General features: G+C 56.2%; 22 protein-coding genes. 9 read left to right on the forward strand and 13 right to left on the reverse strand.

Features of this window, described 5'->3' with window-relative positions; translation table 11 throughout:
* Positions 1–63: 63 nt before the first annotated feature.
* The gene (gene metC, locus FHC49_RS23395) at positions 64–1,251 is read left to right on the forward strand and encodes a cystathionine beta-lyase (RefSeq protein ID WP_220440980.1); all 1,188 of its coding nucleotides are present in this window, start codon (positions 64–66) and stop codon (positions 1,249–1,251) included.
* Positions 1,252–1,498: 247 nt separating this feature from the next.
* Positions 1,499–2,158 (forward strand): DedA family general envelope maintenance protein YghB, encoded by a 660-nt coding sequence (gene yghB / locus FHC49_RS23400; protein WP_185668365.1) that lies wholly within the window; start codon positions 1,499–1,501, stop codon positions 2,156–2,158.
* Positions 2,159–2,247: 89 nt separating this feature from the next.
* Here the strand turns inward: yghB and FHC49_RS23405 are convergent, their stop codons facing one another.
* Positions 2,248–3,141, reverse strand: a complete 894-nt coding sequence (locus FHC49_RS23405) for an AraC family transcriptional regulator (protein ID WP_220440981.1) — start codon at positions 3,139–3,141, stop codon at positions 2,248–2,250.
* Positions 3,142–3,338: 197 nt separating this feature from the next.
* Between FHC49_RS23405 and yqhD the strand changes: the two genes are divergently transcribed.
* Positions 3,339–4,502, forward strand: coding sequence for an alcohol dehydrogenase (gene yqhD, locus FHC49_RS23410; protein ID WP_220440982.1), 1,164 nt, complete (start codon positions 3,339–3,341; stop codon positions 4,500–4,502).
* Between the two features lie 227 nt (positions 4,503–4,729).
* On the forward strand, positions 4,730–5,557 hold the full coding sequence (gene dkgA / locus FHC49_RS23415; protein ID WP_185668368.1) for a 2,5-didehydrogluconate reductase DkgA: 828 nt from the start codon (positions 4,730–4,732) through the stop codon (positions 5,555–5,557).
* A 116-nt stretch (positions 5,558–5,673) separates the two neighbouring features.
* On the opposite strand, the gene FHC49_RS23420 is transcribed toward dkgA, so the two are convergent.
* The 6 genes from FHC49_RS23420 to FHC49_RS23445 form a co-directional block, all read right to left on the reverse strand.
* Positions 5,674–7,845, reverse strand: coding sequence for a YgiQ family radical SAM protein (locus FHC49_RS23420; protein WP_220440983.1), 2,172 nt, complete (start codon positions 7,843–7,845; stop codon positions 5,674–5,676).
* A gap of 134 nt (positions 7,846–7,979) precedes the next feature.
* Entirely contained in the window at positions 7,980–9,392 is a 1,413-nt protein-coding gene (gene ftsP / locus FHC49_RS23425) for a cell division protein FtsP (RefSeq protein WP_185668370.1), read from the reverse strand.
* Between the two features lie 98 nt (positions 9,393–9,490).
* Entirely contained in the window at positions 9,491–10,228 is a 738-nt protein-coding gene (gene plsC / locus FHC49_RS23430) for a 1-acylglycerol-3-phosphate O-acyltransferase (protein WP_220440984.1), read from the reverse strand.
* Between the two features lie 183 nt (positions 10,229–10,411).
* Complete coding sequence (parC, locus tag FHC49_RS23435) at positions 10,412–12,670, reverse strand: DNA topoisomerase IV subunit A (RefSeq protein WP_220440985.1); 2,259 nt, start codon at positions 12,668–12,670, stop codon at positions 10,412–10,414.
* Between the two features lie 110 nt (positions 12,671–12,780).
* Positions 12,781–13,647: a GyrI-like domain-containing protein gene (locus tag FHC49_RS23440; protein ID WP_220440986.1), complete on the reverse strand. Its 867-nt coding sequence runs from the start codon at positions 13,645–13,647 to the stop codon at positions 12,781–12,783.
* 74 nt (positions 13,648–13,721) lie between these two features.
* Positions 13,722–14,117: a YgiW/YdeI family stress tolerance OB fold protein gene (locus tag FHC49_RS23445; RefSeq protein WP_185668374.1), complete on the reverse strand. Its 396-nt coding sequence runs from the start codon at positions 14,115–14,117 to the stop codon at positions 13,722–13,724.
* Positions 14,118–14,267: 150 nt separating this feature from the next.
* On the opposite strand from FHC49_RS23445, the gene qseB reads away from it, so the two are divergent.
* From qseB to FHC49_RS23465, 4 genes are all read left to right on the forward strand, one after another.
* On the forward strand, positions 14,268–14,927 hold the full coding sequence (qseB, locus tag FHC49_RS23450; protein WP_185668375.1) for a quorum sensing response regulator transcription factor QseB: 660 nt from the start codon (positions 14,268–14,270) through the stop codon (positions 14,925–14,927).
* Positions 14,924–16,273: a quorum sensing histidine kinase QseC gene (gene qseC, locus FHC49_RS23455; protein ID WP_220440987.1), complete on the forward strand. Its 1,350-nt coding sequence runs from the start codon at positions 14,924–14,926 to the stop codon at positions 16,271–16,273. The genes qseB and qseC overlap by 4 nt, the downstream gene beginning before the upstream one ends.
* A gap of 105 nt (positions 16,274–16,378) precedes the next feature.
* Positions 16,379–16,960 carry an NAD(P)H-dependent oxidoreductase gene (locus tag FHC49_RS23460; RefSeq protein WP_220440988.1) on the forward strand — a complete coding sequence of 194 codons (582 nt, stop codon included), beginning with the start codon at positions 16,379–16,381 and terminating at the stop codon, positions 16,958–16,960.
* 30 nt (positions 16,961–16,990) lie between these two features.
* Positions 16,991–17,305, forward strand: a complete 315-nt coding sequence (locus tag FHC49_RS23465) for a putative quinol monooxygenase (RefSeq protein ID WP_220440989.1) — start codon at positions 16,991–16,993, stop codon at positions 17,303–17,305.
* 107 nt (positions 17,306–17,412) lie between these two features.
* Here FHC49_RS23465 and FHC49_RS23470 read toward each other — a convergent pair whose 3' ends face one another.
* From FHC49_RS23470 to FHC49_RS23480, 3 genes are all read right to left on the reverse strand, one after another.
* Positions 17,413–18,603 (reverse strand): glycoside hydrolase family 88 protein, encoded by a 1,191-nt coding sequence (locus tag FHC49_RS23470; RefSeq protein ID WP_220440990.1) that lies wholly within the window; start codon positions 18,601–18,603, stop codon positions 17,413–17,415.
* A gap of 25 nt (positions 18,604–18,628) precedes the next feature.
* Positions 18,629–19,897, reverse strand: coding sequence for an oligosaccharide MFS transporter (locus FHC49_RS23475; protein ID WP_185668380.1), 1,269 nt, complete (start codon positions 19,895–19,897; stop codon positions 18,629–18,631).
* Positions 19,898–19,994: 97 nt separating this feature from the next.
* Complete coding sequence (locus FHC49_RS23480) at positions 19,995–21,833, reverse strand: DUF2264 domain-containing protein (protein ID WP_220440991.1); 1,839 nt, start codon at positions 21,831–21,833, stop codon at positions 19,995–19,997.
* Between the two features lie 152 nt (positions 21,834–21,985).
* On the opposite strand from FHC49_RS23480, the gene FHC49_RS23485 reads away from it, so the two are divergent.
* Positions 21,986–22,843, forward strand: a complete 858-nt coding sequence (locus FHC49_RS23485; protein ID WP_220440992.1) for an AraC family transcriptional regulator — start codon at positions 21,986–21,988, stop codon at positions 22,841–22,843.
* Here the strand turns inward: FHC49_RS23485 and FHC49_RS23490 are convergent.
* Genes FHC49_RS23490 through FHC49_RS23500 form a run of 3 tightly spaced genes read right to left on the reverse strand, consistent with a single transcriptional unit; the run spans position 22,840 to position 25,725 of the window.
* On the reverse strand, positions 22,840–24,129 hold the full coding sequence (locus tag FHC49_RS23490; RefSeq protein WP_220440993.1) for a TRAP transporter large permease: 1,290 nt from the start codon (positions 24,127–24,129) through the stop codon (positions 22,840–22,842). The genes FHC49_RS23485 and FHC49_RS23490 overlap by 4 nt on opposite strands.
* A gap of 12 nt (positions 24,130–24,141) precedes the next feature.
* Positions 24,142–24,690, reverse strand: coding sequence for a TRAP transporter small permease (locus tag FHC49_RS23495; RefSeq protein ID WP_185668384.1), 549 nt, complete (start codon positions 24,688–24,690; stop codon positions 24,142–24,144).
* A 57-nt stretch (positions 24,691–24,747) separates the two neighbouring features.
* On the reverse strand, positions 24,748–25,725 hold the full coding sequence (locus FHC49_RS23500; RefSeq protein WP_185668385.1) for a TRAP transporter substrate-binding protein: 978 nt from the start codon (positions 25,723–25,725) through the stop codon (positions 24,748–24,750).
* Positions 25,726–26,110: the final 385 nt, after the last annotated feature.

Here is a 26,110-nt window from a genome sequence, read left to right on the forward strand (position 1 = left end):
TAGATCCCACGCGCAATCGTGTTAATTTAGCCATCCAGACGTATAAAAATAGGCAGATAAAAAATGGCAGACAAGCACCTCGATACCGCGCTGGTTAACGCCGGACGCAGCAAAAAATACACTCAGGGATCGGTGAACAGCGTCATTCAACGCGCCTCCTCGCTGGTGTTCGACACCGTCGCCGCCAAAAAACATGCGACCCACAACCGCGCTAACGGCGAACTGTTCTACGGCCGTCGCGGCACCCTCACCCACTTCTCATTGCAGGAAGCGATGTGTGAACTGGAAGGCGGCGCTGGCTGCGCGCTTTTCCCATGCGGCGCGGCAGCGGTCGCCAACACCATCCTGGCGTTTGTGGAACAGGGCGATAACGTGCTGATGACCAACACCGCCTATGAACCAAGCCAGGACTTCTGCACCAAAATTCTCGGTAAGCTGGGCGTCACCACCAGTTGGTTCGACCCGATGATCGGCGAAGGGATTGCCGCGTTGATCAAGCCCAACACCAAAATTGTGTTCCTGGAATCCCCTGGTTCTATCACCATGGAAGTGCACGATATTCCGGCCATCGTTGCCGCCGTGCGCCGCGTTGCGCCTGAAGCAATCATCATGATCGACAATACCTGGGCGGCGGGGGTTCTGTTTAAAGCGCTCGATTTCGGTATCGATATTTCTATTCAGGCTGGCACCAAATACCTGATTGGCCATTCGGATGCGATGGTCGGTACTGCGGTATCTAACGAACGCTGCTGGGCGCAACTGCGCGAAAATGCCTACCTGATGGGCCAGATGCTCGACGCCGACACCGCTTATATGACCAGCCGTGGCCTGCGTACGCTGGGCGTGCGTTTACGTCAGCATCATGAAAGCAGCCTGAAGGTTGCCGAATGGTTGGCACAGCAGCCGCAGGTTGAGCGTGTGAACCACCCTGCACTGCCGGGCAGTAAAGGGCATGAATTCTGGAAGCGTGATTTTACCGGCAGCAGCGGCCTGTTCTCGTTTGTGCTCAAAAAACACCTCAATGATGAAGAGCTGGCAAACTATCTCGATAACTTCTCGCTGTTCAGCATGGCCTACTCCTGGGGTGGATTTGAGTCGCTGATTCTGGCGAATCAGCCGTCCGAGCTCGCCAGCATTCGTCCGGAAGGAAAAATCGATTTCACCGGTACGCTGGTACGCGTCCACATCGGTTTAGAAAACGTTGACGATCTGATTGCGGATTTAGCGGCAGGATTTGCCCGCATCGTGTAACATGGCCTCAGCCCGGTAGCCCAGGCTATCGGGTGGGTTAGTACTGTTTTTGATGCGTCGGTCAGGCGCGTCACCGATGTTGAGAACAGTCGGTCCCCGAAGTGATTTACCACCGTCGGCGTAAACCGTTTCCGCGTTGTTGTCAGTAAATCAGGACAGCGCGGCTTCATTTGTTGCGCACGCGATCAAGGTGTTCTTAATCTTTCGGGCGTACAATAAGCGAAAACGCTGTTCCACAGGAATGTTCATGGTCGTTATTCAAGATATTGTCGCCGCGCTTTGGCAGCACGATTTTGCTGCTCTGGCGAATCCGCACGTCGTGGGGGTCGTTTATCTGGTCATGTTTGCCACTCTGTTTCTGGAAAATGGCCTGCTTCCCGCTTCATTCTTACCCGGCGATAGCCTTCTGCTATTAGCGGGCGCGCTCATTGCGAAGGGCGTGATGGGCTACGTCCCCACTATTGCCATTCTGACCGCAGCCGCCAGCCTCGGCTGCTGGCTGAGCTATATTCAGGGTCGTTGGTTGGGTAATACCCGCGTGGTGAAAGGCTGGCTGGCGCAGCTGCCGGATAAATACCATCAGCGCGCAACCTGTATGTTTGACCGTCACGGTCTGCTGGCGCTGCTGGCGGGGCGTTTCCTGGCGTTTGTGCGTACCCTGCTGCCAACGATGGCGGGTATCTCCGGCCTGTCGAATCGCCGTTTCCAGGTGTTTAACTGGCTGAGCGCGCTGCTGTGGGTAGGCGTGGTGACGAGCTTAGGCTATGCCATTAGCATGATCCCGTTTGTAAAACGTCATGAAGATCAGGTAATGACTTTCCTGATGATCCTGCCAATCTTCCTGCTGGTTGCCGGGCTTCTGGGCACGGTGATAGTGGTGATTAAGAAGAAGTATTGCGACGCATAATATTTCGTAGCCCGGCCGAGCAACGCGACGCCGGGAATGGCCTCCAGGCTACCCCGGGGTCGGCGTAAACGCCTCGCCCGAGCTACAAATTACATTCCCCGCAGCCTTGCCGCATCCTCTCCCGGCGTCATGCCGAAATAGCGCTTAAACTCCCGGCTAAACTGCGACGCGCTTTCGTATCCCACCTGCATCGCCGCGGCGCTGGCCTTCAGCCCGTCGTGCACCATCATCATCCGCGCTTTATGCAAACGGTAGGTCTTCAGATACTGTAGCGGCGAGGTGCTGGTCACCGACTTAAAGTTGTGGTGAAACGCCGACAGACTCATATTGGCCTCGGCAGCGAGCTGATCCACGCTGAGCGTTTCGGTGTACTGGCTCTCGATACGCTTGAGCACCCGACTAATCTGGCTGAAATGAGTCTGGCGGCTAACCAGCGCCATTAATGCACCGCCTCGCGGCCCGGTCAGCACGTGGTAGAGCATCTCACGGATAATCTGTTTCCCCAGAATGCGGGCGTCCAGCGGGCGCTCCATCACGTCCAGCAGGCGTTCCGAGGCGCAGAGAATCTCTTCGGAGAGCGTGGCCGAGTTAATCCCGCTTTCCGCCATCGACGACGGATGGAAAAGCGGGTCTTCGCCGATATCCATCAGCAGTTCCTGTAGCTGCAGAATATCCACATCCAGGCGTAATCCGGCCAGCGGCGCGTCCTCGGTCGCAAAAGTTTCACATTCAAAGGGTAAAGGTACTGTCAGCAGCAGATATTCGTTGGCATCGTAACGGAAGGTGCGCTCGTTGATATAGCCAATCTTATAGCCGGAAAAGAGAAACACGATGCCCGGGCGATACATTACCGGCGTGCGCCCGCTTGGCTGAGTACCATAGATAAGCTGAATATCCGGCAGCAAGGTTCTCAGGTTTTGTTCGTTATTTTTCAGCTGCTTAATCTTTTCTGTCAGCAGCGCACAGATCTCTTCACGGTTCATCAACAAGGGCTCCAGGTACCTTTTCCAACGCTGTCATTGTGGCTTTGTTTAACGCATTTCTCCAGAGCTATGGAGAAATGGGCAAGACAATCGCAGAAATGTGCATTGAGAGGTACGACGACGAAGACCACAATGATGTCATTCGGCGATGACCCCTCACCGCCCTCTTTTTCCACCCACACTATAGGGAACGAGCAATGTTTAATTTTGATCTTCATACCCCAACCCGCATTCTGTTCGGTAAAGGTGCTATCGAAAACCTGCGCGCTCAGATCCCCGCTGACGCTCGCGTACTGATTACCTACGGCGGCGGCAGCGTGAAAAAAACCGGCGTGCTGGACCAGGTGCTGAGCGCACTGCAAGGTCTGGACGTGCTGGAGTTCGGCGGTATTGAGCCAAACCCATCTTATGAAACGCTGATGAACGCGGTGAAAATCGCCCGCGAAGAGAAAGTCACCTTCCTGCTGGCCGTTGGCGGCGGTTCCGTACTGGACGGCACCAAGTTTATCGCTGCCGCCGCACACTACGATACCAGCATCGACCCGTGGGAAATTCTGGAAACCTACGGCAGCAACGTCACCAGCGCTATCCCAATGGGTTCCGTACTGACGCTGCCTGCGACCGGTTCTGAGTCCAACAAAGGTGCCGTTATCTCCCGTAAAACCACTGGTGACAAACGCGCCTTTATGTCCCCACACGTTCAGCCGCTGTTTGCAATTCTGGATCCGGTTTACACCTACACCCTGCCGCCGCGTCAGGTTGCTAACGGCGTTGTGGATGCGTTCGTTCACACCGTAGAGCAGTACGTCACCTACCCGGTTGACGGCAAAATTCAGGACCGCTTCGCGGAAGGCATTCTGCTGACGCTGGTTGAAGATGGCCCGAAAGCGCTGCAGGAACCGGAAAACTACGCCGTTCGTGCCAACATCATGTGGGCTGCCACTCAGGCGCTGAACGGCCTGATTGGTGCGGGCGTGCCGCAGGACTGGGCAACTCATATGCTGGGCCACGAACTGACCGCAATGCACGGTTTGGATCACGCACAAACGCTGGCTATCGTGCTGCCTGCTCTGTGGAATGAAAAACGTGATACCAAACGCGCCAAACTGCTGCAGTACGCAGAACGCGTCTGGAACATTACCGAAGGTTCTGACGATGCGCGCATCGATGCCGCTATCGCCGCGACCCGCAGCTTCTTCGAACAAATGGGCGTGCCAACTCGCCTGTCCGACTACGGTCTGGACGGCAGCTCTATCCCTGCGCTGCTGAAAAAACTCGAAGAACACGGTATGACCAAACTGGGTGAAAATCAGGATATTACCCTGGACGTGAGCCGTCGTATTTACGAAGCAGCACGCTAAGAGCCCTCCGTTTCTTGCGCTAAGGATTTCGAGCTGCAGAAAGGCGTCAAGACAGCGAATCCCCAGGAGCTTACATCAGTAAGTGACTGGGGTGAGCTGGCGCAGACAACGCATCTGCGGCTTGAAAGACGACGAGCAAGCTTTCGTTTTTGCATATTTCGACCAGACTTAATCCTACAAACCTTATCGGGGTATTGCCCCGATAAGCTCGTAAAAAGGAGAAATGCATGACACATCCAACCGTGATTAAACTGCACGATGGCAATGTAATGCCGCAGCTCGGCCTCGGGGTATGGCAGGCCACGAATGAGGAAGTCGTCACCGCGATTCATAAAGCGCTCGAGGTGGGCTACCGTTCCATTGATACCGCCGCCGCTTATAAAAATGAGTCGGGAGTCGGTAAAGCGATTAAGAGCGCGGGCGTTGCTCGTGAGGATCTGTTCATCACCACCAAGCTGTGGAATGACTCCCATCTCCGCGCGGCGGATGCCCTACAGGAGAGCCTGGAGCACCTGCAGCTGGACTATCTCGACCTGTATCTGATTCACTGGCCGGTTCCCGCAACCGATCACTATATCGATGCGTGGAAGAGCCTGATTGAACTGCAAAAACAGGGGCTGATTAAGAGCATCGGCGTGTGTAACTTCCAGGTGCCTCACCTGCAGCGGCTGATTGATGAAACCGGCGTCGCACCGGTCATCAACCAGATTGAGCTGCATCCGCTGATGCAGCAGCGTCAGTTGAATGCCTGGAACGCCACGCATAAAATCCAGACCGAGTCCTGGAGCCCACTGGCACAGGGTGGTGAAGGGGTATTTGACCAGAAAATTATCCGCGCTCTGGCGGATAAATACGGTAAGACGCCAGCGCAAATCGTGATTCGCTGGCACCTCGACAGCGGCCTGGTGGTGATCCCGAAATCGGTCACGCCGTCGCGCATTGCCGAAAACTTTGCCGTCTGGGATTTCCGACTGGATAAAGATGAGCTGAGCGAGATTGCGAAGCTGGATCAGGGTAAGCGTTTAGGCCCGGATCCGGACCAGTTTGGCGGTTAAGTGAAGCAGTATGAATGTCAAAAGCCCGGCGAATTGCCGGGCTTTTTTATGGCTTAAGTGCTGTCCCGGCGTCGCTGCGCTCGGCCGGGCTACCACCCAATGTAGCCCTGTTAAATTCAGCGGGACGCGGGTTTAGGACGCTTTTTGATGCCGTTTGGCGTCTGACGCTGGTGCGCCACCGGCGTATGCTTGGTCAGCGCCGGGCGTGTATTGCGGTTCTGGCGACGTGCTTCGCGCATCTCGTCCAATGTTGGCGCAGGCACCAGGCAGTCACGACGGCTGCCGATCAGATGTTTTTTACCCATCGTCTCCAGCGCCGTACGGATCAGCGGCCAGTTAGCCGGATCGTGATAGCGCAGCAGCGCTTTGTGCAGACGACGCTGCTTATCGCCTTTCGGGATCACCACATCTTCACTCTTATAGCCAATTTTACCCAGCGGGTTCTTGCCGGTGTAATACATGGTGGTCGAGTTCGCCAGCGGCGACGGATAGAAGTTCTGCACCTGGTCCAGACGGAAACGGTGCTGTTTCAGCCACAGCGCCAGGTTCACCATATCTTCATCGCGCGTGCCTGGGTGGGCGGAGATAAAGTACGGAATCAGATACTGCTCTTTACCGGCCTGCTTCGAATAGGTGTCGAACAGCTCTTTAAAGCGGTGATAGCTGCCCATCCCCGGCTTCATCATCTTCGACAGCGGCCCTTCTTCAGTGTGTTCAGGCGCAATCTTCAGATAGCCGCCCACGTGGTGGGTTGCCAGCTCTTTGATATAGCGCGGGTCTTCCACCGCCAGGTCGTAACGGACGCCGGAGGCAATCAGGATCTTCTTGATACCTTTCAGGTCGCGGGCGCGGCGATAGAGGTTAATCGTCGGCGTGTGGTCGGTATCCATATGCGGACAGATTTCCGGGTACACGCAGGAGAGACGACGGCAGGTCTGCTCGGCACGCGGCGACTTACAGCGCAGCATGTACATGTTGGCCGTTGGGCCACCCAGGTCGGAGATAATGCCGGTAAAGCCCGGTACCGTATCGCGAATGGCTTCGATTTCGTTGATGATCGAGTCTTCGGAGCGGCTCTGGATAATACGACCTTCGTGCTCGGTGATAGAGCAGAAGGAACAGCCGCCAAAGCAGCCGCGCATGATATTGATAGAAAAACGAATCATCTCATACGCCGGGATACGCGCCTTGCCGTATGACGGGTGCGGGATACGCTGGTACGGCAGCGCGAACACGCTGTCCATCTCTTCGGTGGAGAGCGGGATCGCTGGCGGGTTAATCCAGATATAGCGGTCGCCCTGCTTCTGCATCAGCGCACGGGCGCTGCCCGGGTTGGTTTCATGGTGCAGAATACGGGAAGCGTGGGCATACAGCACCTTGTCGCCTTTGACCTTTTCAAAGGACGGCAGCAAGACGTAGGTTTTCTCCCACGGCTTAGGGCGCGGCGGCTGTACGGTAACGGCTTTGGCTTCCTGCTTTTTCGGTGCCACCGGTTTGTTATCGGCACACGGCAAGTCTTCACCATACGGATGCGGAATCGGGTCGATTTTCCCCGGGGTGTCGATGCGGGTTGAATCAACACCAGACCAGCCCGGCAGCGCTTCTTTGACGATGATCGCGGTGTTACGCACATCGCGGATCTGCGCGATTGGCTCGCCTGCAGCCAGGCGGTGCGCCACTTCCACCAGCGGACGCTCGCCGTTACCGAACATCAGCATGTCGGCCTTGGCGTCAATCAGCACCGAGCGGCGCACGGTATCGGACCAATAGTCATAGTGCGCGGTACGACGCAGGCTGGCTTCGATGCCACCGAGGATAACCGGCACATCTTTCCACGCTTCTTTACAGCGCTGGGTATAAACCAGCGTCGCGCGGTCAGGGCGTTTGCCCGCGACGTTGTCCGGCGTATAGGCATCGTCATGGCGCAGCTTGCGGTCTGCGGTATAGCGGTTGATCATCGAGTCCATGTTGCCGGCGGTGACGCCGAAGAACAGGTTCGGTTTCCCCAGACGCATAAAGTCGTCTTTGCTGTTCCAGTCTGGCTGGGCGATGATCCCCACGCGGAAGCCCTGCGCTTCCAGCATACGGCCACAAATCGCCATCCCGAAGCTCGGGTGATCAACATAGGCGTCGCCGGTTACCAGAATGATGTCGCAGCTATCCCAGCCAAGTTGATCCATCTCTTCACGTGACATTGGCAAAAACGGAGCCGGCCCAAAGCAGGCGGCCCAGTACTGCGGCCAGGAGAAAAGGTCGCGATCCGGTTGGATCAGGGAGATAGTGCTCATATTGCTTCCGAAAAAAATTGGCAAAAAAATAGACAAAGGCCGGGGATTATAAGCCCGTTCGCCTTACTAATGAAGTGGGAATTTTTAGCGCGGTTTGTGCCCCGGCGTCGCTGTGCTCGGCCGGGGGTTCTTGATTACGGCGCCGGGTTCACCAGAATCTGCCCGATAGAACCACGGTCGGCAAGCTCCAGCGTTTGGCTGGAGAACTGGAACGGGAAGTGCGGCCATGACGGCTGTGAGTAATAGACCAGCAGCTCAACCTGACCGTCAATCCAGACCGTATCTTTCCAGCCCCGATCTTCCGGCAGCGGCGTCGCACCGTTGACGTTGCGAACCTGGAACATCACCCCTTCAATATGGAACGACTGCGGCGCATCGGCACGAACCGTCCAGCGCTCCCAGGTGCCCTGTTGCGCGGTGATATCAATGCGCTGCGGGTCCCACAGTTGGCCGTTGATACCCGGATCGTCGCCGAGCAGAATGTCGCGGCTGCGAATCGGCGTGCCGCTCAGCACTTCCGTTGGCAGTATGCGCATCGGTAAGTTATCGGTCACTAACGGCAGCAGCCCCGTTGGGCGCAGGGTCAGCACCAGCGTGGAGATCAAAATGCTCGATGGTTCGAAGAAGCCGCGAATACGCTCCATGATGCTGGCGGACTCACCGCAGGTCATCGACACTTCATCGCCGTTGGTCATATCCACCAGCACTTCGCGACGCTCACCCGGCGCCAGCGAAATTTGCGTGGTGGAGACCGGTGCAGGCAGGAAGCCCTGATCGCTGGAAATCACGTGCAGCGCGCGGCCATCGCTCATCCGCAGCGAGTAACGGCGAGAGTTAGAGGCGTTCAGCAGGCGCAGACGCACCCAGCCGCGCGATACTTCAACATAGGGCCCCTGGACACCGTTGACCAGCAGCGTATCGCCAACAAAGCCACCGCTGCCCGGTTCGTCGTATACCGGCGCACCAAAGTTATCCAGACGCTTATCCTGGATAATGACCGGGAAGTCGTCGACGCCGTAGTGGTTAGGGAATGGTAAGGACTTACTAACTTCATCCTCCACCAGCCACATTCCCGCCAGGCCGTTATATACCTGCTGGGCCATGTGGTTTGGCGTATTGGCCTGATACCACAGCGTTGACGCATTCTGGCGAATAGGCAGCACCGGTGCCCAGTCGGCGTTTGGCGTCATCATGCGCGCCGCGCCGCCAATCAGCGGCCCCGGCACCTGCAAACCGCGCACGGTCATGGCGACGTTTTCCGTCAGACGGTTGCTGTAGATGAGTTTGACATCGTCACCCTTCCAGACGCGGATCGTCGGCCCAAGATAGCGGCCGTTGACGCCCCAGACGGAGGCGCGCGTGCCCTGGGTAAACGACCAGTGCGCACGCTGCAGCGTTAAGAATAGCGGTTGCCCACGGCGAGACTCCAGCAGAGGAGGCACCGGCAATGCGGGTTGCTTCCCTGCGGCCTGTGCCCTCAGCGGCACGGTGCCGGCACAAAGCGCAACGCCCGAAGCCTGAATAAACTGACGCCGACTGAGTGACATATAAGCTCCATCAAAACTGACAAATCAAACGCGGGAAATCATTTTCCCAACAGCAATACAGCCGCGACGCGGGCATTCACCCACGCCGTCAGCAGAAATTACGCTTTACCCGCAGACTCACGCTGGGCCACTTCCTGGTCCAGTTCGTCTATTTTGGCCTTCATCACTTCGCGGCAGTGTTTTGCCAGGTCGCGAACCTGATCTTTACCCCACGCGCTGGTGTCGATAGGCTCCAGCATTTCCACAATCACCAGACCATTATTCCAGCGGTTGAGTTTAATCTTATTGGAAGTATTCGACACACACACCGGGATAATTGGCACACCGGCAGCGATAGCCGCGTGAAACGCACCGGTTTTAAACGGCAGCAGGCCACGGCCGCGGCTGCGGGTACCTTCCGGGAACATCCAGATGGAAATTCTGCGTTTCTTAAAGGCATCTGCCACTTCGGCAATGGTACTGTGCGCTTTCGCTCGGTTGTTACGGTCGATCAGCAGGTTGCCGGTCAGCCAGTACAGCAGACCAAAGAACGGCACCCACACCAGGCTCTTTTTACCGACCGTCACGGTTGGCGGCTGAACAATATTCGCCGCTGTCACCATATCGTAGTTGTTCTGGTGATTGGCGATATAAATCGCGTTGCCATAGTGCTCCGCGTCAGCTGGTTTGCGGGTTTCAACTTTTAAACCGAACACCGGTGCCATACGGCCAAACATATGGCCAAAGGTGGCGACGTGTTTTGGGTTACGCGGACTGAACAGGCAATAGATGCAGCCAAAGATGCATACCAGGATGCAATAAATGACGACAATAATGACACGTAAAATAAATAGCATAGCGTCCTCTGAACCCTGAACCACTTAGAATGATACCGATCAGACGGGTGCTGACAGGATATATAGACCGGACAGGGCTTTGTTACTTGCAGACCCCTGCAAAGGGGTATTGTTAATCGCAACGGCTGAATTAACAACGGTTTCACGGTAATTTTTCCCCCGCCTGACGACGGGGGAAATATATTACTCTTCGCTGTCGCCCGCCGAAGCGCGCTGCGGTGAATCAATCTCAACGCGATCGATTTTTTGCAGGCCACGCATCAGGGTGCCGCGACGACCGCGTTCACCCGTCACTTTTTGCAGCTCTTCCGGGCGCAATTTGATCTTACGTTTGCCCACGTGGAAGGTCAGCGTGCTCTGTGGTGGCAGTACGTAAAGGTGCGCCAGACTATCGACACCGCTGGCGGCTTCCGCTGCCGGGATGTTGATGATCTTGTTACCCTTACCTTTCGACAGCTGCGGCAGATCGCTCAGCGGGAACATCAGCATGCGGCCTGCGGAGGTGATCGCCAGCAGCATGTCGCTCTCGTCTTCAATGACCACCGGTGGCATCACGTGCGCGTTGTCCGGCAGTGAAATCAGCGCTTTACCGGCACGGTTACGTGCGACCAGGTCGTTGAAGGTACACAGGAAACCGTAACCCGCATCGGAAGCCATCAGCAGTTTGGTATCGTCGCCTTCCATCAGCATGTGCTCGACGGTCGCCCCCGGCGGCAGCGTCAGCTTGCCGGTCAGCGGCTCGCCCTGCCCACGGGCGGACGGCAGCGTAATCGGGTCGATGGCATAGCTGCGTCCAGTGGTGTCGACAAACACCACCGGCTGGTTGCTCTTGCCTTTCACCGACGATTTCCAGCTATCGCCGGACTTATAGTTCAACCCCTGAGCGTCAATGTCATGGCCTTTCGCGCTACGTACCCAGCCCATCTGCGACAGCACGATGGTCACCGGTTCGGACGGCAGCATGTCATGGTCGCTCATCGCTTTCGCTTCTTCGCGCTCGCGCAGCGGAGAACGACGATCGTCGCCAAAGGTTTCGGCATCAGCCTGCAGTTCTTTCTTCAGCAGGTTGCTCATCTTGCGTTCGGACGCCAGGATCGCCTGCAGGTGATCGCGCTCTTTGGCTAAATCATCCTGCTCGCCGCGGATCTTCATCTCTTCGAGCTTCGCCAGGTGGCGCAATTTCAGCTCGAGGATCGCTTCTGCCTGGGTTTCGCTGATGCCAAAGCGCGACATCAGCGCCGGCTTCGGCTCATCTTCGTGACGGATTATCTCGATCACTTCATCGATGTTGAGGAACGCCACCAGCAAACCTTCGAGGATATGCAGGCGTTTAAGCACTTTCTCGAGGCGGTAGTTCAGGCGACGACGGACGGTATCGCGGCGGAACGCCAGCCATTCGGTGAGGATCTCCAGCAGGTTTTTCACCGCCGGACGACCATCCAGCCCGATCATATTCAGGTTGATGCGGTAGCTCTTTTCCAGATCGGTGGTGGCGAACAGGTGGTTCATCACCTGATCCATATCCACGCGGTTGGAACGCGGCACGATAACCAGACGGGTCGGGTTTTCGTGGTCGGATTCGTCGCGCAGGTCATCGACCATCGGCAGCTTTTTGTTACGCATCTGGGCCGCGATCTGTTCCAGCACTTTGGCACCGGAAACCTGATGCGGCAGCGCGGTAATCACTACCGCACCGTCTTCTTTATTCCACACCGCGCGCATGCGCACGGAGCCACGGCCGTTCTGGTAAATTTTGCGGATTTCCGCGCGCGAGGTGATGATTTCCGCCTCGGTCGGGTAGTCCGGGCCCTGAACGATATCCAGCACCTCGTCGAGCGTGGTCTGCGGTTTTTCAATCAGGGTAATCGCGGCTTTCGCCACTTCGCGCAGGTTGTGCGGCGGAATGTCCGTCGCCATACCGACGGCGATACCGGTGGTGCCGTTCAGCAGGATGTTAGGCAGGCGCGCAGGCAGCATTTTCGGCTCCTGCATGGTGCCGTCAAAGTTCGGCACCCAATCAGCCGTGCCCTGCCCCAGCTCGCTTAACAGCAGCTCGGAATATTTCGACAGGCGGGATTCGGTATAACGCATCGCCGCGAACGATTTCGGATCGTCCGGTGCCCCCCAGTTCCCCTGGCCATCGACCAGCGGGTAACGGTAGGAGAACGGCTGCGCCATCAGCACCATCGCTTCGTAACAGGCGCTATCGCCGTGCGGATGGTACTTACCCAGTACGTCACCGACGGTACGGGCGGATTTTTTAAATTTTGCGGTGGCGTTCAACCCCAGTTCCGACATTGCGTAAACAATGCGGCGCTGCACCGGTTTCAGGCCATCGCCAATAAACGGCAACGCGCGATCCATGATGACGTACATGGAGTAGTTTAAGTAGGCGTTTTCCGTAAATTCATGTAGCGCAAGGCGCTCTGCCATATCGCTCATTAACAGTGGATCCTCAATCTGCATGCTGACCGTTCGGACGGCAATATTGCCGCAGATAATACCCTATCTCACGGTCTGAGTCACAAACCGTGAGATAGGTTGGGAGCCGGTTAACGAAGCGGTAAATAAATATCCGTCAGCAGCGCATGTTCCGGCACCTCATGGACAAAGTTGAGGTACTGGAAAAAGACCGGGAAGTCGCGCGGCGTCTCGCCGCTGCCCGGCAGCCACTCGCGGAACAGAGACCAAACGCTGTCAGACAGCGAATCCAGCGAGCCCTGATGACGTAAGACCGCGCAGCGCCCGCCGGGAATCTCAGCGTTGACCACGCCAAACGCGTTCTCCGGTATCGGTCCAGACACGCTGCCGCAGATATCAAAGCGAAACTGCTCCGGTGGCGTGGTCTGCGGGTCGTGCCAGGCAATGCCGTAGGTCTGGCTGCTCGCCACCGGCGAAAGCCCGGTGCTGCGTCGCCACTCAATAAAGGTTGCCGCGCTGTCGTTCACCCGATCCGGATGCCCCTGATGGGTCAACATGGCGACGTTGGTTTGCGGAAATTCAACGATTTTCACGTCCATTACGTGCTGCTCCTGTAAAGCCAGTTTAGGAACGCGCTGGTGCCAGGCCGCCCAGTCCGGGGTTTGTCGGAACTGTCGTGGGCTTTGACCAAACGCGGTTTTAAAGGCACGAGTGAACGACTCCGGGTTCTGAAACCCGGCATCCAGCGCAATATCGATAACCTTATCCTGCGGGTTAAACGCCAGCCGCCACGAGGCGCGGCGCAGGCGTAACCACTGGATATAGCGATACAGCGGCAGGCCGCTCCAGGCGGTAAATTGCCGATGGAAATGAAAGGGCGAACTGTGCGCCATCCGGCTTAACGCCTCGAGCGAGAGAGGCTCATCCAGATGACGCTCAATGTGGTCGCAAACGCGCCGCAGGCGTTCGGAATAAGCCGCGCTTAATAAGTCACTCATCACTGCCTCCTTGCGGGACATTCTGCCCACCTGGCCGCAGTGAATCCTGACCGATCTTGCGCAGTCTTAGGGGATTATGGATTCACTTTGCGGATCTGCTTCACGTCGATTTCAACGGAGTTCCAGTCTTTATCCACTTCGCCCTGGATTTCAACCACATCCTGCGGGGTGATGGTCTGGCCGTTCCAGCGCTTGTGATCAATATCCACATTCACGGTGCCGCTGGCATCTTTAAAAATATACAGATCGTCAGATACGCGCTCAATGATGTTGCCACGAAGCGTAACCCAGGTGTCATCACGCATGGTTTTGGCGTTCGCCGCAGTGGTCACGGTGCCGTTAGGGCCAACGAAGCCGCCTGTCTGCGTCGTCGTGGTGGTAGACGGGCCGGAAAACCCGCCCTGAGTGGCGGCAAATGCTGGTGCAGAAGCCAAGGCCAGGATTGCGGCGATAGCAGCAAGTTTCTTCATGATTTGTTCTCCCTTTTGTGGTGTATGAGCACTATTACACCCACCATTTCTTAACAACTTCTTAAGGCAAAAAAAGATTTATTATTGCTGTACATAGGCAGTACAGGCGCGCTTTACTTGGTAGACAGAGCAGCAGGCAAGGAGCAGCAGATGCGCATTTTATTAGTGGAAGATGACAAGCTTATCGGCGACGGCATCAAAACCGGGCTCGGCAAAATGGGCTTCAGCATCGACTGGTTTACCCGCGGTGAAGAGGGCAAAATCGCGCTTTACAGCGCCCCCTACGACGCGGTGATCCTTGACCTGACGCTGCCCGGCATCGACGGGCTGGATATTCTGCGCGAGTGGCGCGAAAAGTCCCGCCGCGAACCGGTGCTCATCCTGACCGCCCGTGATGCGCTGAGCCAGCGCGTCGAAGGGCTGCGCTTAGGCGCTGACGACTATCTCTGCAAACCGTTCGCACTGATTGAAGTCGCCGCCCGGCTGGAGGCGCTGATTCGCCGCGCCCACGGCCAGCCGAGCAGCGTGCTGCGCCACGGCGAGGTGGAACTGGATCCCAATCGCCTGACCGCCACCTTGAACAACGAACCGCTCATACTGAAGCCGAAAGAGTTTGCCCTGCTGGAGCTGTTGCTGCGCAACGCCGGGCGCGTGTTGCCGCGCAAGCTGATTGAAGAGAAGCTCTATAGCTGGGATGAAGAGGTCACCAGCAACGCCATTGAAGTGCACGTCCACCATCTGCGCCGCAAGCTCGGCAGCCACTTTATCCGTACCGTCCACGGTATCGGCTACACGTTGGGTGACCAATGAACCTGTTCCGCCGCCTGAGCCTGCGCGTTCGCCTGACGCTGCTGTTTATGCTGCTCTCCGCCGTGGCCTGGTGTTTTGCCAGCGTCATCGCCTGGAAGCAGACCACCGACAAGCTGGATAAGCTGTTCGACACTCAGCAAATGCTGTTTGCCAAACGCATCAGCGCGATGGACTTCGCCGACCTGCCCGCCTCACGCCAGTGGATTCGCGCGCCGAAGAAGGTCAAACACGGGCATCTTGATGATGACGCGCTGGCGTTCGCCATCTACACCGTCGACGGCAAGATGGTGCTGCACGACGGTGAGAACGGGCCGTACATCCCCTATAACTATCGCCGCGAAGGTTTTGACGATGGCCCGCTGAGCAACGATGACGATAGCTGGCGCTTTTTATGGCTGACCACCGCCGATAAAAAATACCGCATCGTGGTCGGCCAGGAGTGGGATTACCGCAAGGAGATGGCGCTGGATATCATCACCAGTCAGCTGACGCCGTGGCTGATTGCCCTGCCGGTCACCTTTTTGCTGTTGATTCTGTTGATTAGCCGCGAGCTGGCGCCGCTCAAAAAAATAACCCGCACCCTGCGCCAGCGCCACCCAGACTCCGGCGAGCCGCTGGATACGCACGGCGTGCCAAACGAAGTACGCCCGATGCTGGACGCGCTCAACCTGCTGTTCCGCCGCATCCACGATATGCTGACTCGCGAGCGCCGCTTCACCTCCGATGCCGCCCATGAGCTGCGCAGCCCGCTCACCGCACTGCGGGTGCAGGCCGAAGTGGCACAGCTGTCGCAGGACGATCCGGAAAGCCAGCAAAAGGCGCTGATGCAGCTGCATGCGGGCATCGACCGCGCCACGCGCCTGGTTGAGCAACTGCTGACCCTCTCCCGCCTTGATTCGCTGGAGCAACTAGCGGACGTGCAGCCGGTGAATCTCGGCGATCTGCTGCAATCCTCGGTGATGGATATCTACCACACCGCGCAAAAAGCCGGCATAGAGATTCGCCTGCACCTGAACGCTCAGCAGGTCACCCGCACCGCCCAACCGCTGCTGATGAGCCTGCTGGTGCGTAATCTGCTGGATAACGCCGTGCGCTACAGCCCTTCGGGCAGCGTGGTGGACGTGACGCTCGACAACCACGGTTTCAGCGTCCGCGATAACGGGCCGGGCATCAGCCCGGAAGCGCTGGCGCGCATCGGCGAGCGCTTCTATCGCCCGCCGGGGCAGGATGAAACCGGCAGCGGTCTTGGGTTGTCGATTGTGCAGCGCATTGCGACGCTGCACGGCATGACGGCAACCTTTGCTAATGCCCCCGACGGCGGCTTTGAAGTGACCCTTCGTGGGTAGTTTATTATTGCTAATTCAGCAAAAGACTTTGCACACTTTGCACATTTAATCGTTACAGCAAGGCGAGTATCATGCCCCTCAAAAGCCAACTTTTGAGGATTTATAATGAGCAACATTCTGATTGTTAACGGTGCGAAAAAATTCGGCCATTCTAACGGCCAGCTGAACGACACCCTGACTGAAGTCGCGGAGACCTACCTGCGCGACCTCGGGCATGATGTTAAAGTGGTTCGCGCGGACGGCGACTATGACGTCAAAGCCGAAGTACAAAACTTCCTGTGGGCCGACACTGTTATCTGGCAGATGCCAGGTTGGTGGATGGGCGCACCATGGACCGTGAAAAAATATATCGATGACGTATTCACCGAAGGTCACGGTTCTCTGTACGCCAGCGATGGTCGTACACGCTCCGACGCCAGCAAGAAATATGGTTCCGGTGGCCTGATTCAGGGCAAAACCTACATGCTGTCCCTGACCTGGAACGCCCCAATGGAAGCCTTTACCGATAAAGATCAGTTCTTCCACGGCGTGGGCGTTGACGGCGTTTACCTGCCGTTCCACAAAGCCAACCAGTTCCTGGGAATGGAAGCGCTGCCGACCTTTATCACCAACGACGTGATTAAAATGCCTGACGTTCCACGTTATGTTGCAGAATACCGCGAGCATCTTGGGAAGATTTTTGCTTAACTGTTAGCCTGGAATTAGAAGGAGTTAATCATGTTGACCATTATTGCTGAAATCCGTACTCGTCCAGGACAACATCACCGTCAGGCGGTGCTGGATCAGCTCACCAAAATTATCCCAACCGTGCTGAAAGAAGACGGCTGCCACGGCTACGCGCCGATGGTTGATCACGCCGCAAACGTGAGCTTCCAGACCACCGCACCGGACTCTATCGTGATGGTTGAAGTGTGGGAAAGCGTGGCGCACCTTGAAGCGCACCTGCAGACGCCGCACATGAAAGCCTGGAGCGAAGCGGTGAAAGCCGATGTGCTGGATACGACCATTCGTATTCTGGAGTCAGGCGTTTAAGACTGACGCATGAACGTAGCCCGGCCGAACGCAGTGACGCCGGGGACATCCCCGGCGTCGGTGCTTACGCACCTCGTCCAGGCTACGTGTTAAAGGTAGTTATCGATTTACCAGTACAGCTTCCAGCTCTGCGTCATGCGCACCAACGCTTCCACATAGAAATAATCCCCCCAGCTACAGCACTCATCCACGCCCTTATCGCTCGCGAAGTGATACACCGAATGTTTCAGCACGCCGGTACCCGGTTCGTCCACGCCCATCAGATAGTGCTTCGACAGCGACGACATCATCCCCATCGCCCACTGCTGATAGCGCTCGCGGTCTGGATCGGTGGTCGGCAGATGCTTCACCAGTTCCAGCAGGCCGCACACCGCAATCGCCGCTGAGGATGAATCACGCAGCGCATCGGTGCCGACCAGCGCCAGATCCCAATGACAGACATAGTCTTCCGGCAGGCGGTTGAGGAAGTAGTTCGCCAGCTTTTTCGACAAGCTAATCAGCTCCCTGTCGCCGGTATACATGAAGCTCAGCATAAAGCCGTAAATGCCCCACGCCTGCCCGCGCGACCAGCAGGAGTCGTCGGCATAGCCCTGCTGGGTTTTACCAAAGCGCGGTGCACCGGTCTGCACGTCCATGTAGTAGGTGTGGTAGGTCGAGGCGTCTTCACGCACCAGATATTTCGCCGACTGGCGCACGTGAGCGCGCGCGGCATCGGCAAATCGCGGATCGCCGGTCTGTTCCGTCGCCCAGTAGAGCAGCGGCAGGTTCATGGTGCAGTCGATAATCATGCGCCCCGCCTGCTCCGGGTCGGTCAACACACCCCAGGCCTGAATAATTTCCGCTTTACGATGGAAGCGCTCCAGCAGGGCTTCCGCCGCCTGCAAAGAGAAGCCGCGCGCATCGCGATTACCGGTCAAACGCCAGGCCGATACGCAGGAGAGCGTGTACAGGAAGCCCAGGTCATGCGTGTTGGTGTCGCAGCGCCCGGCAATACGCAGGCCGAACGAGCGCACGTGCTGCTCTGCCAACGCCCGGTATTTCTCCTCGCCGGTCATCTCCCAGGCCAGCCACAGCTGCCCGGTCCAGAAGCTGGTCGTCCATTCAACGTTTTCGGTCAGCGGATAGTAACCGTCCACGCAGGCTTCGCCCGGGAATTTATCACCGAAATCCGTTAAATGACGGCTAATCAGCTTAAGGACATGGCTACGCGCCGAGCACAGCTCATCGTTAAACGTCTGAAGATTAACGGGAGCACCCGGAAATTCGCGCAGGGTTTCCTCAACGATAGGGTTTAACATATTCGGTTCCTTCATTCAGTAAGGCTTATTTAGAAATACCATTTTCAGCGACATCAAGTGCAGGCTGGCGATGATTCTGACGTTTACAGGCAGATAACGTGAATGCTGAAATCAGCGTAAAGAACAGTGCAATTCCACCCATGATGATATAAGTCTTTTCAAAGCCAATGCGGTCGTATAATAAACCTGCCGGCGAAGAGACCACGACGTTACCGATATACAACATGGCCTGGTAACCCAATAAATACATGGTAGCGTTGACGCGTTTATCGAAATGCTCAGCAATATATTTAAATACCGAGACCAGCAGCAGACAAATTTCGAGACCGTAAAGCGGTTTAATCACGGAAATCAGCAGATGCGACTCGCATAGGCCGGAAATCACCAGTCGCGCCCCCACCAGCACACCCACAATAATCAGACCGCGTTTCGCGCCAATATAGTTAACGAACATCGGCATAAAGATATACATCACGAACTCGGTGCCGGACTGCACGGTACCCAGCAGGCCAAAGAGGGTGTTACCTTCATGTACATCGCTAAAGAAGGTGACGAAATAGCGCGAGAACTGCTGCTCAGCGACAAACATCATCCACGCCACGCCGGCCACATACAGGCAGAATGCCCAGAACTTGCTGCTTTTCAGCAGGTCGAACACGTCTTTCAGGACAATTTTATCCTTCGAAATCACCGCGCTGGCGTTGCTGGTTGCAGTATCTACTTTCAGGCTGATTAACACCGCCAGCATGACCAGCGATGCCACGCTGCCGAGAATAAAGTTGTAGGCCGGAGAGATATTAAACAGCAGGCCGGAGAAGGACGATGCCACCGCCCAACCGAGCGAACCCCACATACGAATCTGACCAAACTCCATGCTGTTCAGGCGGCTGTAGCGATCGGCATAAGATTCACAGGCCGCCACGCCGGCATACCACGCGAAGCTCAGATAAATAGCACCAACAATAATCCCCACGGTGGTGTAGGAAAGCAGCAGCGGCTGGTAAACATAAATAAAGAACGGCGCCATCAGGGCGGACATCACCACTACAAAATAGAGCAGATATTTACTCATGCCAATTTTATCGAGAATATAACCGTAAATAGGCTTGAGGATAACGGAGAATATACCGTTGACGGCAAACACGGTGCCAATCACCGCGCCACTGAGTTCTGCTTTTTGCCCAAGCCAAATAGCAAACAGGCCAATGCTGGCCGACCAGGTAAAAAAGTACAAAAATATAAACGAGCTTATTTTGTAATATTCCAGTCTGTTTGTAGACGATATTTTTTCCATACGGTCCTCGACAAAACGATGTAGGGGTACAGACTCTGCAACATAATGATGCAGAGTCTGTCAGGAGGTATTCCGGTTTATTGTTATATCCGGAGAGTTAAAAATTCAGCGTTGTTATTTTCCCGCTGACGTTATCCGTCACGTTCAGCGTATTATTTTCAATGTGCAGCGTGGGTAATGCGGGCAACGTTGCGTTGTGGTGACCGCTTGCCACTACCGCGCAGCACAGCCAATGTTCGCCGGGCGCTATCTCGCCCGCTAGCGTCGGAATCGCCGCGCACTCGGCAAACATCACGCTGCTGTTCGGCGGGGTAATCACGCTGTCGGCAAGGCGCACGGCGTGAGGCGAGAAATCCACTACCGCGCTCATCCCGTTCGCAGCATTCACCCGGCTCTGGCGCACGGTCAGTTGCGCATCGGCTTTCATCACCGCAAAGCCGCCCTCCACCGTCTGCAAACGACGCGCCGTATTCACCCGGTGCACGCGCACATGCCAGTCGCCGCATGGGATAAGCCAGGTATCAACCTGCACGTCCTGCCACGGCAGCCAGCGCGAGTAGATGGCGCCGTCCAGCATCTCAACGCTCTCGCATTCGCGGCGGCCGCGCCAGTAGTTATCGTTATCCGACAGCAGCAGCATCGAGTCACAGGCCGCGTGCTTAATGCCGTAGCGCCCTCGCTCGATGGTGAAGCCAAAGCGCGTGGAATAGGCAAATTTGGTGTACTTGGCCTCGGTGTTCACGTAGTTGTTCAGCTCGAGCTGGCCGGAGGTGAGCATCACCACATGCTGCGAGTTTTCGCTGTGCTGTAGGATCTGCTGAGCGGGAACAATCGCATGTACCGGTGCCAGGCTCGCCAGCGGCATCTCTTCCGCCTGCCAGAAGGCATGCGTCTCCGGTAGCGCCATGATCAGAAACACCTTCAGCGCCCAGTACGGTGAGCCCGGCGAGTTGTAGTCTTCGCACATCGCCAGGTTCGGATAGGCGAACCCCAACGTCAGAATACCGTCGCGATCGAAAATTGGCTGATCCAGCCACCAGCGCAGGTGGCGCAGGATAATGCCTTTCACTACGCCCGGCGAGAAGACGTCGAGCCCGGCGAAGGCCACGCCGCTCCAGAATGCCACCATCGCAAAGCGGTAGGTCAGGCTGCGGCCAAACGGCACTGAAGCCCCGTCGGCGGCGGAAAGGTAGATAAAGTCTTTGGCAAACAGGCAGGCACGTTCACGCAGCGTCGCGGCGCGCGTTGGGTCATCATCCCCGTTCAGCGTGGCGTAAATCAGGCCGTAAAAGTGGAACGCCATCGAGATGTAGTAATCTTTCGGGCGGCCCGGGCCATCGGAGTACCAGCCGCCGCCAAGATAGTAGGCTTCCATCATCGTGAAGCGACGGTCGATAGCGGCCTGGTCATACGGCAGCCCGGCGCGCTTAAAGCCCAGCTGTACGATAATCGCAAAGTAATTCCAGTTGCTGTCCGGCATCTGGGCATCGGTGATTTGATTCAGCCAGCGATGCAGGTTTTCCTGTTCGGCAGCGCTGAAATGATTGGTCAGCTTGTCCTGCAGCAGCGCAAGCCCGAGGCCATAAGCCGCCATCTCAACCAGACGCTGATCGTAGGGCCCGGTTTCGCCCCAATAGGATGGGCTTTGCGGGTCAGTACCCAGCTTAATCGCGGTGAGATATTTGTCGCTAAACGGCACCGCTTCCCCACCCGCCTGCAGCGGGAACAGACCCCAAAGCGCTCTCGATAAGCCCTCCATTTCCGCAATATCCGTGCTGTAGTGGGCGCAGGTTTTACCCAGCGAGAACTGCGCGACGTTGTCGGGAAACTGTTTATCGAGAGCGCTCAGCATTGCCGTCAGCGTCTGCGCTACGTCCTGTCGTGATGACAATATTTTTGATATTTCCGCCACTGTCCTGCCCCCTGATTTACCCATCCTCGAAAGTGGCTAAAGCATAGAGAATCGGGGTGGCTGAGAAATGTTAACCCGGTCACAACTGATACCATTCGATGAACCGCCGCTTGATAAAATTTAAAACAGTGGTTTAGTAGTAAGATTAACCCGGTAAAAATTTAAATTTATTGCACATGACTTCGTCCTGGAATGCCGAGCATCTGGAGCTGATCACCCTGAATGACGCCGTGGCGTCGTTTAGCCGCCTTTTTGCCAATACCGTGCGCTACCAGCACTGGCATCAGTGTCTGGAAATTCTCTATGTCGAAGAGGGGTTTGGCGTAGTGATCGTCGATAATCGCCAGTACACCATGCGCCCCGGCAGGCTCTTTTTCTTCCCCCCGTTCACGCTGCATAAAATCATGGTCGATGAAAAAGCGCAGGATAGTTATCGGCGGACGATTATCCATGTCGATCAGCACGCCATCGCGACGTTGCTGCGCCACTTCCCGGAAAATCATCAGCGCTTACAAGCACTTTCAGCCCGTGGCCGCCCAGCATTTGTGGCAGATTTAGCCGACCAGCACGCGCATATTGATCACCTGTTCGGCCTGTATGCCCGTATGTCCAACGCCTCCGGCCTCAGCACCGAACAGATCACCTGCATGCTGATGACGCTGTTCAATATGCTGCCGCCCGCCCAGGAAAAGATGCCGGAAGCCGGGCGCGGTATCGCCAGTTCAGTGATGTTCTGGATTGAAGAGAACTATCGGCAGAAATTCAGCCTCGACGCGCTAGCGCGGGAATTAGGGAAATCACGTAGCTATCTGTCGCGCCGTTTTCACGCTGAGACGGGCGAGAATATTCACGATTATCTCAATACTATTCGGCTGCGCCGCGCCTGTGAACTGCTGCTACACAGCGTACTGCCGGTGAGCGAGATTGCCGCACAGGTGGGGTTTTCTGAGGTAACTTACTTTATTAGCTCATTTAAAAAGGGGATCGGTGAGACCCCCTTGCAGTATCGAAAAAATCACGTCGCCCAGGCTTAGTGGAAACGCCCCGGCAGCCACAGTGACAGCATTGGAATATAAGTGATGATAATCAGTACCATGAACAGCACGCAGTAGAACGGGATCATGGCCTTCACCACCGTCTCAATTTTCTGCCCGCTCACGGCGCTGGCCACGAACAGCACCGAACCTACCGGCGGCGTGATGAGGCCAATCCCCAGGTTCATCATCATGATGATGCCGAAATGCACCGGGTCGATGCCAAGCTCAACCACCACCGGCAGCAGAATCGGCGTCAGGATCAGAATCAGCGGCGCCATGTCCATCAGACAGCCCAACAGCAGCAGCATAATGTTGATAATCAACAGGATGACGTACTTGTTATCCGACAATGACAGTAGCGCGGCGGAGATCTCCTGCGGCAGGCCCACCAGCGTCATCACCGAGCCAAACGCGGCGGCGAAGGCAATCAGCACCATCACCATGGTGACGGTTTTGATGGTACGGTGAATCAGTTTTGGGAAGTCCTTAAGCTTGTATTCGCGGTAGACAAAGAAGGTGACAAACATCGCCCACACGCAGGCAATTGCCCCGGACTCCGTTGGCGTGAAGAAGCCGGAGAGAATACCGCCGGAGATGATCACAATGGTAATCAGCCCCCAGATGGCGTCTGAGGCAATCTTTATCTTGCGCTTAAGTTCGACGCGTTCCTCTTTCGGGTAGTTGTTTTTACGCGCAGCAATCAGGCACATCACGATAAGCGTCACGCACAGCACCAGCGTCGGGATGATCCCGGCGAGGAACATCGCCGGAATAGTCACCGCCGCGGTGTTCGCCACGATAGCAAACAGCACCGAGTTATGGCTCGGCGGCACGAGGATCGCCTGCACCGAGGCGCTGGCGGTCAGCACCGCACCGAATGAGCGCGGGTAGCCTTTGCGCTCCATTTCCGGGATCAGCACCGATCCGATCGACGCGGTATCCGCCACCGACGATCCGGAAATCGCACCAAACAACGTCGAGGCGAGGATGTTCACCAGCGACAGGCCGCCACGGATCCAACCAACAAACAGCCCGGCAAAATCCACCAGCCGTCGCGCCATCCCCCCTTCCGCCATAATCGCCCCGGCAAAGACAAAGAACGGAATGGTCAGCAGGTTAACGTTATCGGTACTGTGGAAAATGGTGATGATAAGCCCGTCGAGGGAGAAGTCGGCGAAGGCGGTGACCACCACGGCGGTCAGGCCGACAGCATAGGCCACTGGCATACCAATCGCCATCAGCGTCACGAAAGTGATGACAAAAATAATCAGCGTTAAGTCCATTGCGTTCGCTCCTTAGTGACCGACTTTCGGCGAGCCAAACTGCACCAGTTCACGGTGCGTTTGTGGGCCGCACAGCATTTTTTCGACCACGAACAGCAGCGTAAAGAACGATCCCAGCGGAATCGGCAGGTGGGTGATCCCCGAGGTCAGGAACGGCAGCGACGGCACCACGTCCTCCCAGGCATCCATACAGCCAATGATCCCCCAGTGAATGATAAACAGGCAGGTGGCGAGCATCGCCAGATCGACAAACACCGCCAGCCCCTTTTTCATTGTCGGGTTGATATGATCGACCAGCATGGTGATCGCAATATGGCTGCCTGCCCGATAGGCCGCCGCCGCCCCCACAAAGGAGAAGGTGATCATACAGATCTGCGACAGCGGTTCCGGCCAACTGGTCGACGCGTGCGGCAGAAAGTCCAGCCAGGCAGGAAGATCGGGACGAAAGCGAGCGTAGATCCCCACCAGATAGATAAACGTCATAAATAACAGGCTGATCCCTGACAGCCAAATGCAGATCCGATACACGCCATCCATGACCAGGACATAGAAATTTTTCATTGTTATCCCCAGATCAAAACGGGCGGGCCAGCCCACGCTGGCCTGCCGCGAAGTGGATTATTTGGTGTCCTGAATTTGCTGCATTAAGTCGCTGAACTGCTTACCGTATTTCTCACGAACCGGTGCAGTGGCGTCGACAAACGGCTTTTTGTCGACCGGAAGGAATTTGACGCCCTGGCTTTGCAGGCGCTGCTTGGATTTCTCCACGTAGTCCGCCCACAGCACGCGCTCTTCAGCCTGTGCTTCTTTCGCCAGCTTCATGATCAGCGCCTGATCGTCCGCCGAGAGCTTGCTCCATTTACGCTTCGAGAAAGCGAGCACTTCCGGGATCATAAAGTGTTCGGTGAGATCGAAATATTTGGTCCCGGCCACCACGTAGTTTTCAGTATCAAAAGTCGGCTCGTTGTTTTCCGCCGCATCGATCACCCCGGTTTGCAGGCTGGCAAAGACATCGCCCACCGGCAGGACGATCGGGTTCGCCCCCAGTGCTTTAAAGGTATCGAGGCCGATCGGGTTATTTTGCAGACGGATCTTCACCCCTTTCAGATCGTCGAGGCTGGTGATCGGTTTTTTAGTGATCAGACTACGCGAGCCCGCATCCATCCAGCCAAGGAAGACCAGGCCGAGGTTGCTGTCGGAGATCTCTTTGGCCAGCGTGTTACCAATATCGCCATCCAGCACCTTGTGCTGATGGTCGGTATCGCGGAACACAAACGGCATGTTGAAGACGCTCACCTGAGGAAGGATACCGCCGACCGGGGCCATCGAAACACGCAGGATATCAATAGCGCCCGCACGGGTTTTCTCGAGCGTGGTGCTCTCATCGCCCATCTGCCCGCTTGGGAACATGCGGATGGACAGTCGCCCGTCGGTTTGTTGGCTGAGTTTTTCACCCATGTGAATCACCGCCGCCGTGGTCGGATAGTCAGCCGGGTGTACATCTGAAGCGATGAACACCGTTTTTGCCATCGCCGCCGCAGACCCCATCAGTAACGAGAAAGATAAAACGCTTACTGCCAGTTTTCTTCTTAACATAGACGATTCTCTTTTGATTAAAGATAAAATTCACCATGCGAATCAATTGCCAGCACAGATTGACGTCCATGTTCAGAAGTATGTTTTATATCCAGCGCAAGAATATGGTAGAAGTCATACAACTAAACTGTGACCTGTCATACCAAATTTTAAAATGGCATTTCAGAAAGCGTAGAAATTAGAATTGAATCGATTAATTAAGCGGCGGTTGTGGCAATAAAAAAGGAGACGCAAGCGTCTCCTTTTCAATCGTAGGCCGGGTAAGCGAAGGGTACAAACCGGAAACATAGGTAACACTTTAGACCGGATACATGGGTAACAGTTATAACTGGCATAGAAGAGGAGACTCGCTATGCCCTGGACTGAGACCCGACCTATGCAACGT

This window comes from Kluyvera sp. EC_51, from assembly GCF_019584505.1.
GTDB lineage: Bacteria > Pseudomonadota > Gammaproteobacteria > Enterobacterales > Enterobacteriaceae > Kluyvera > Kluyvera sichuanensis.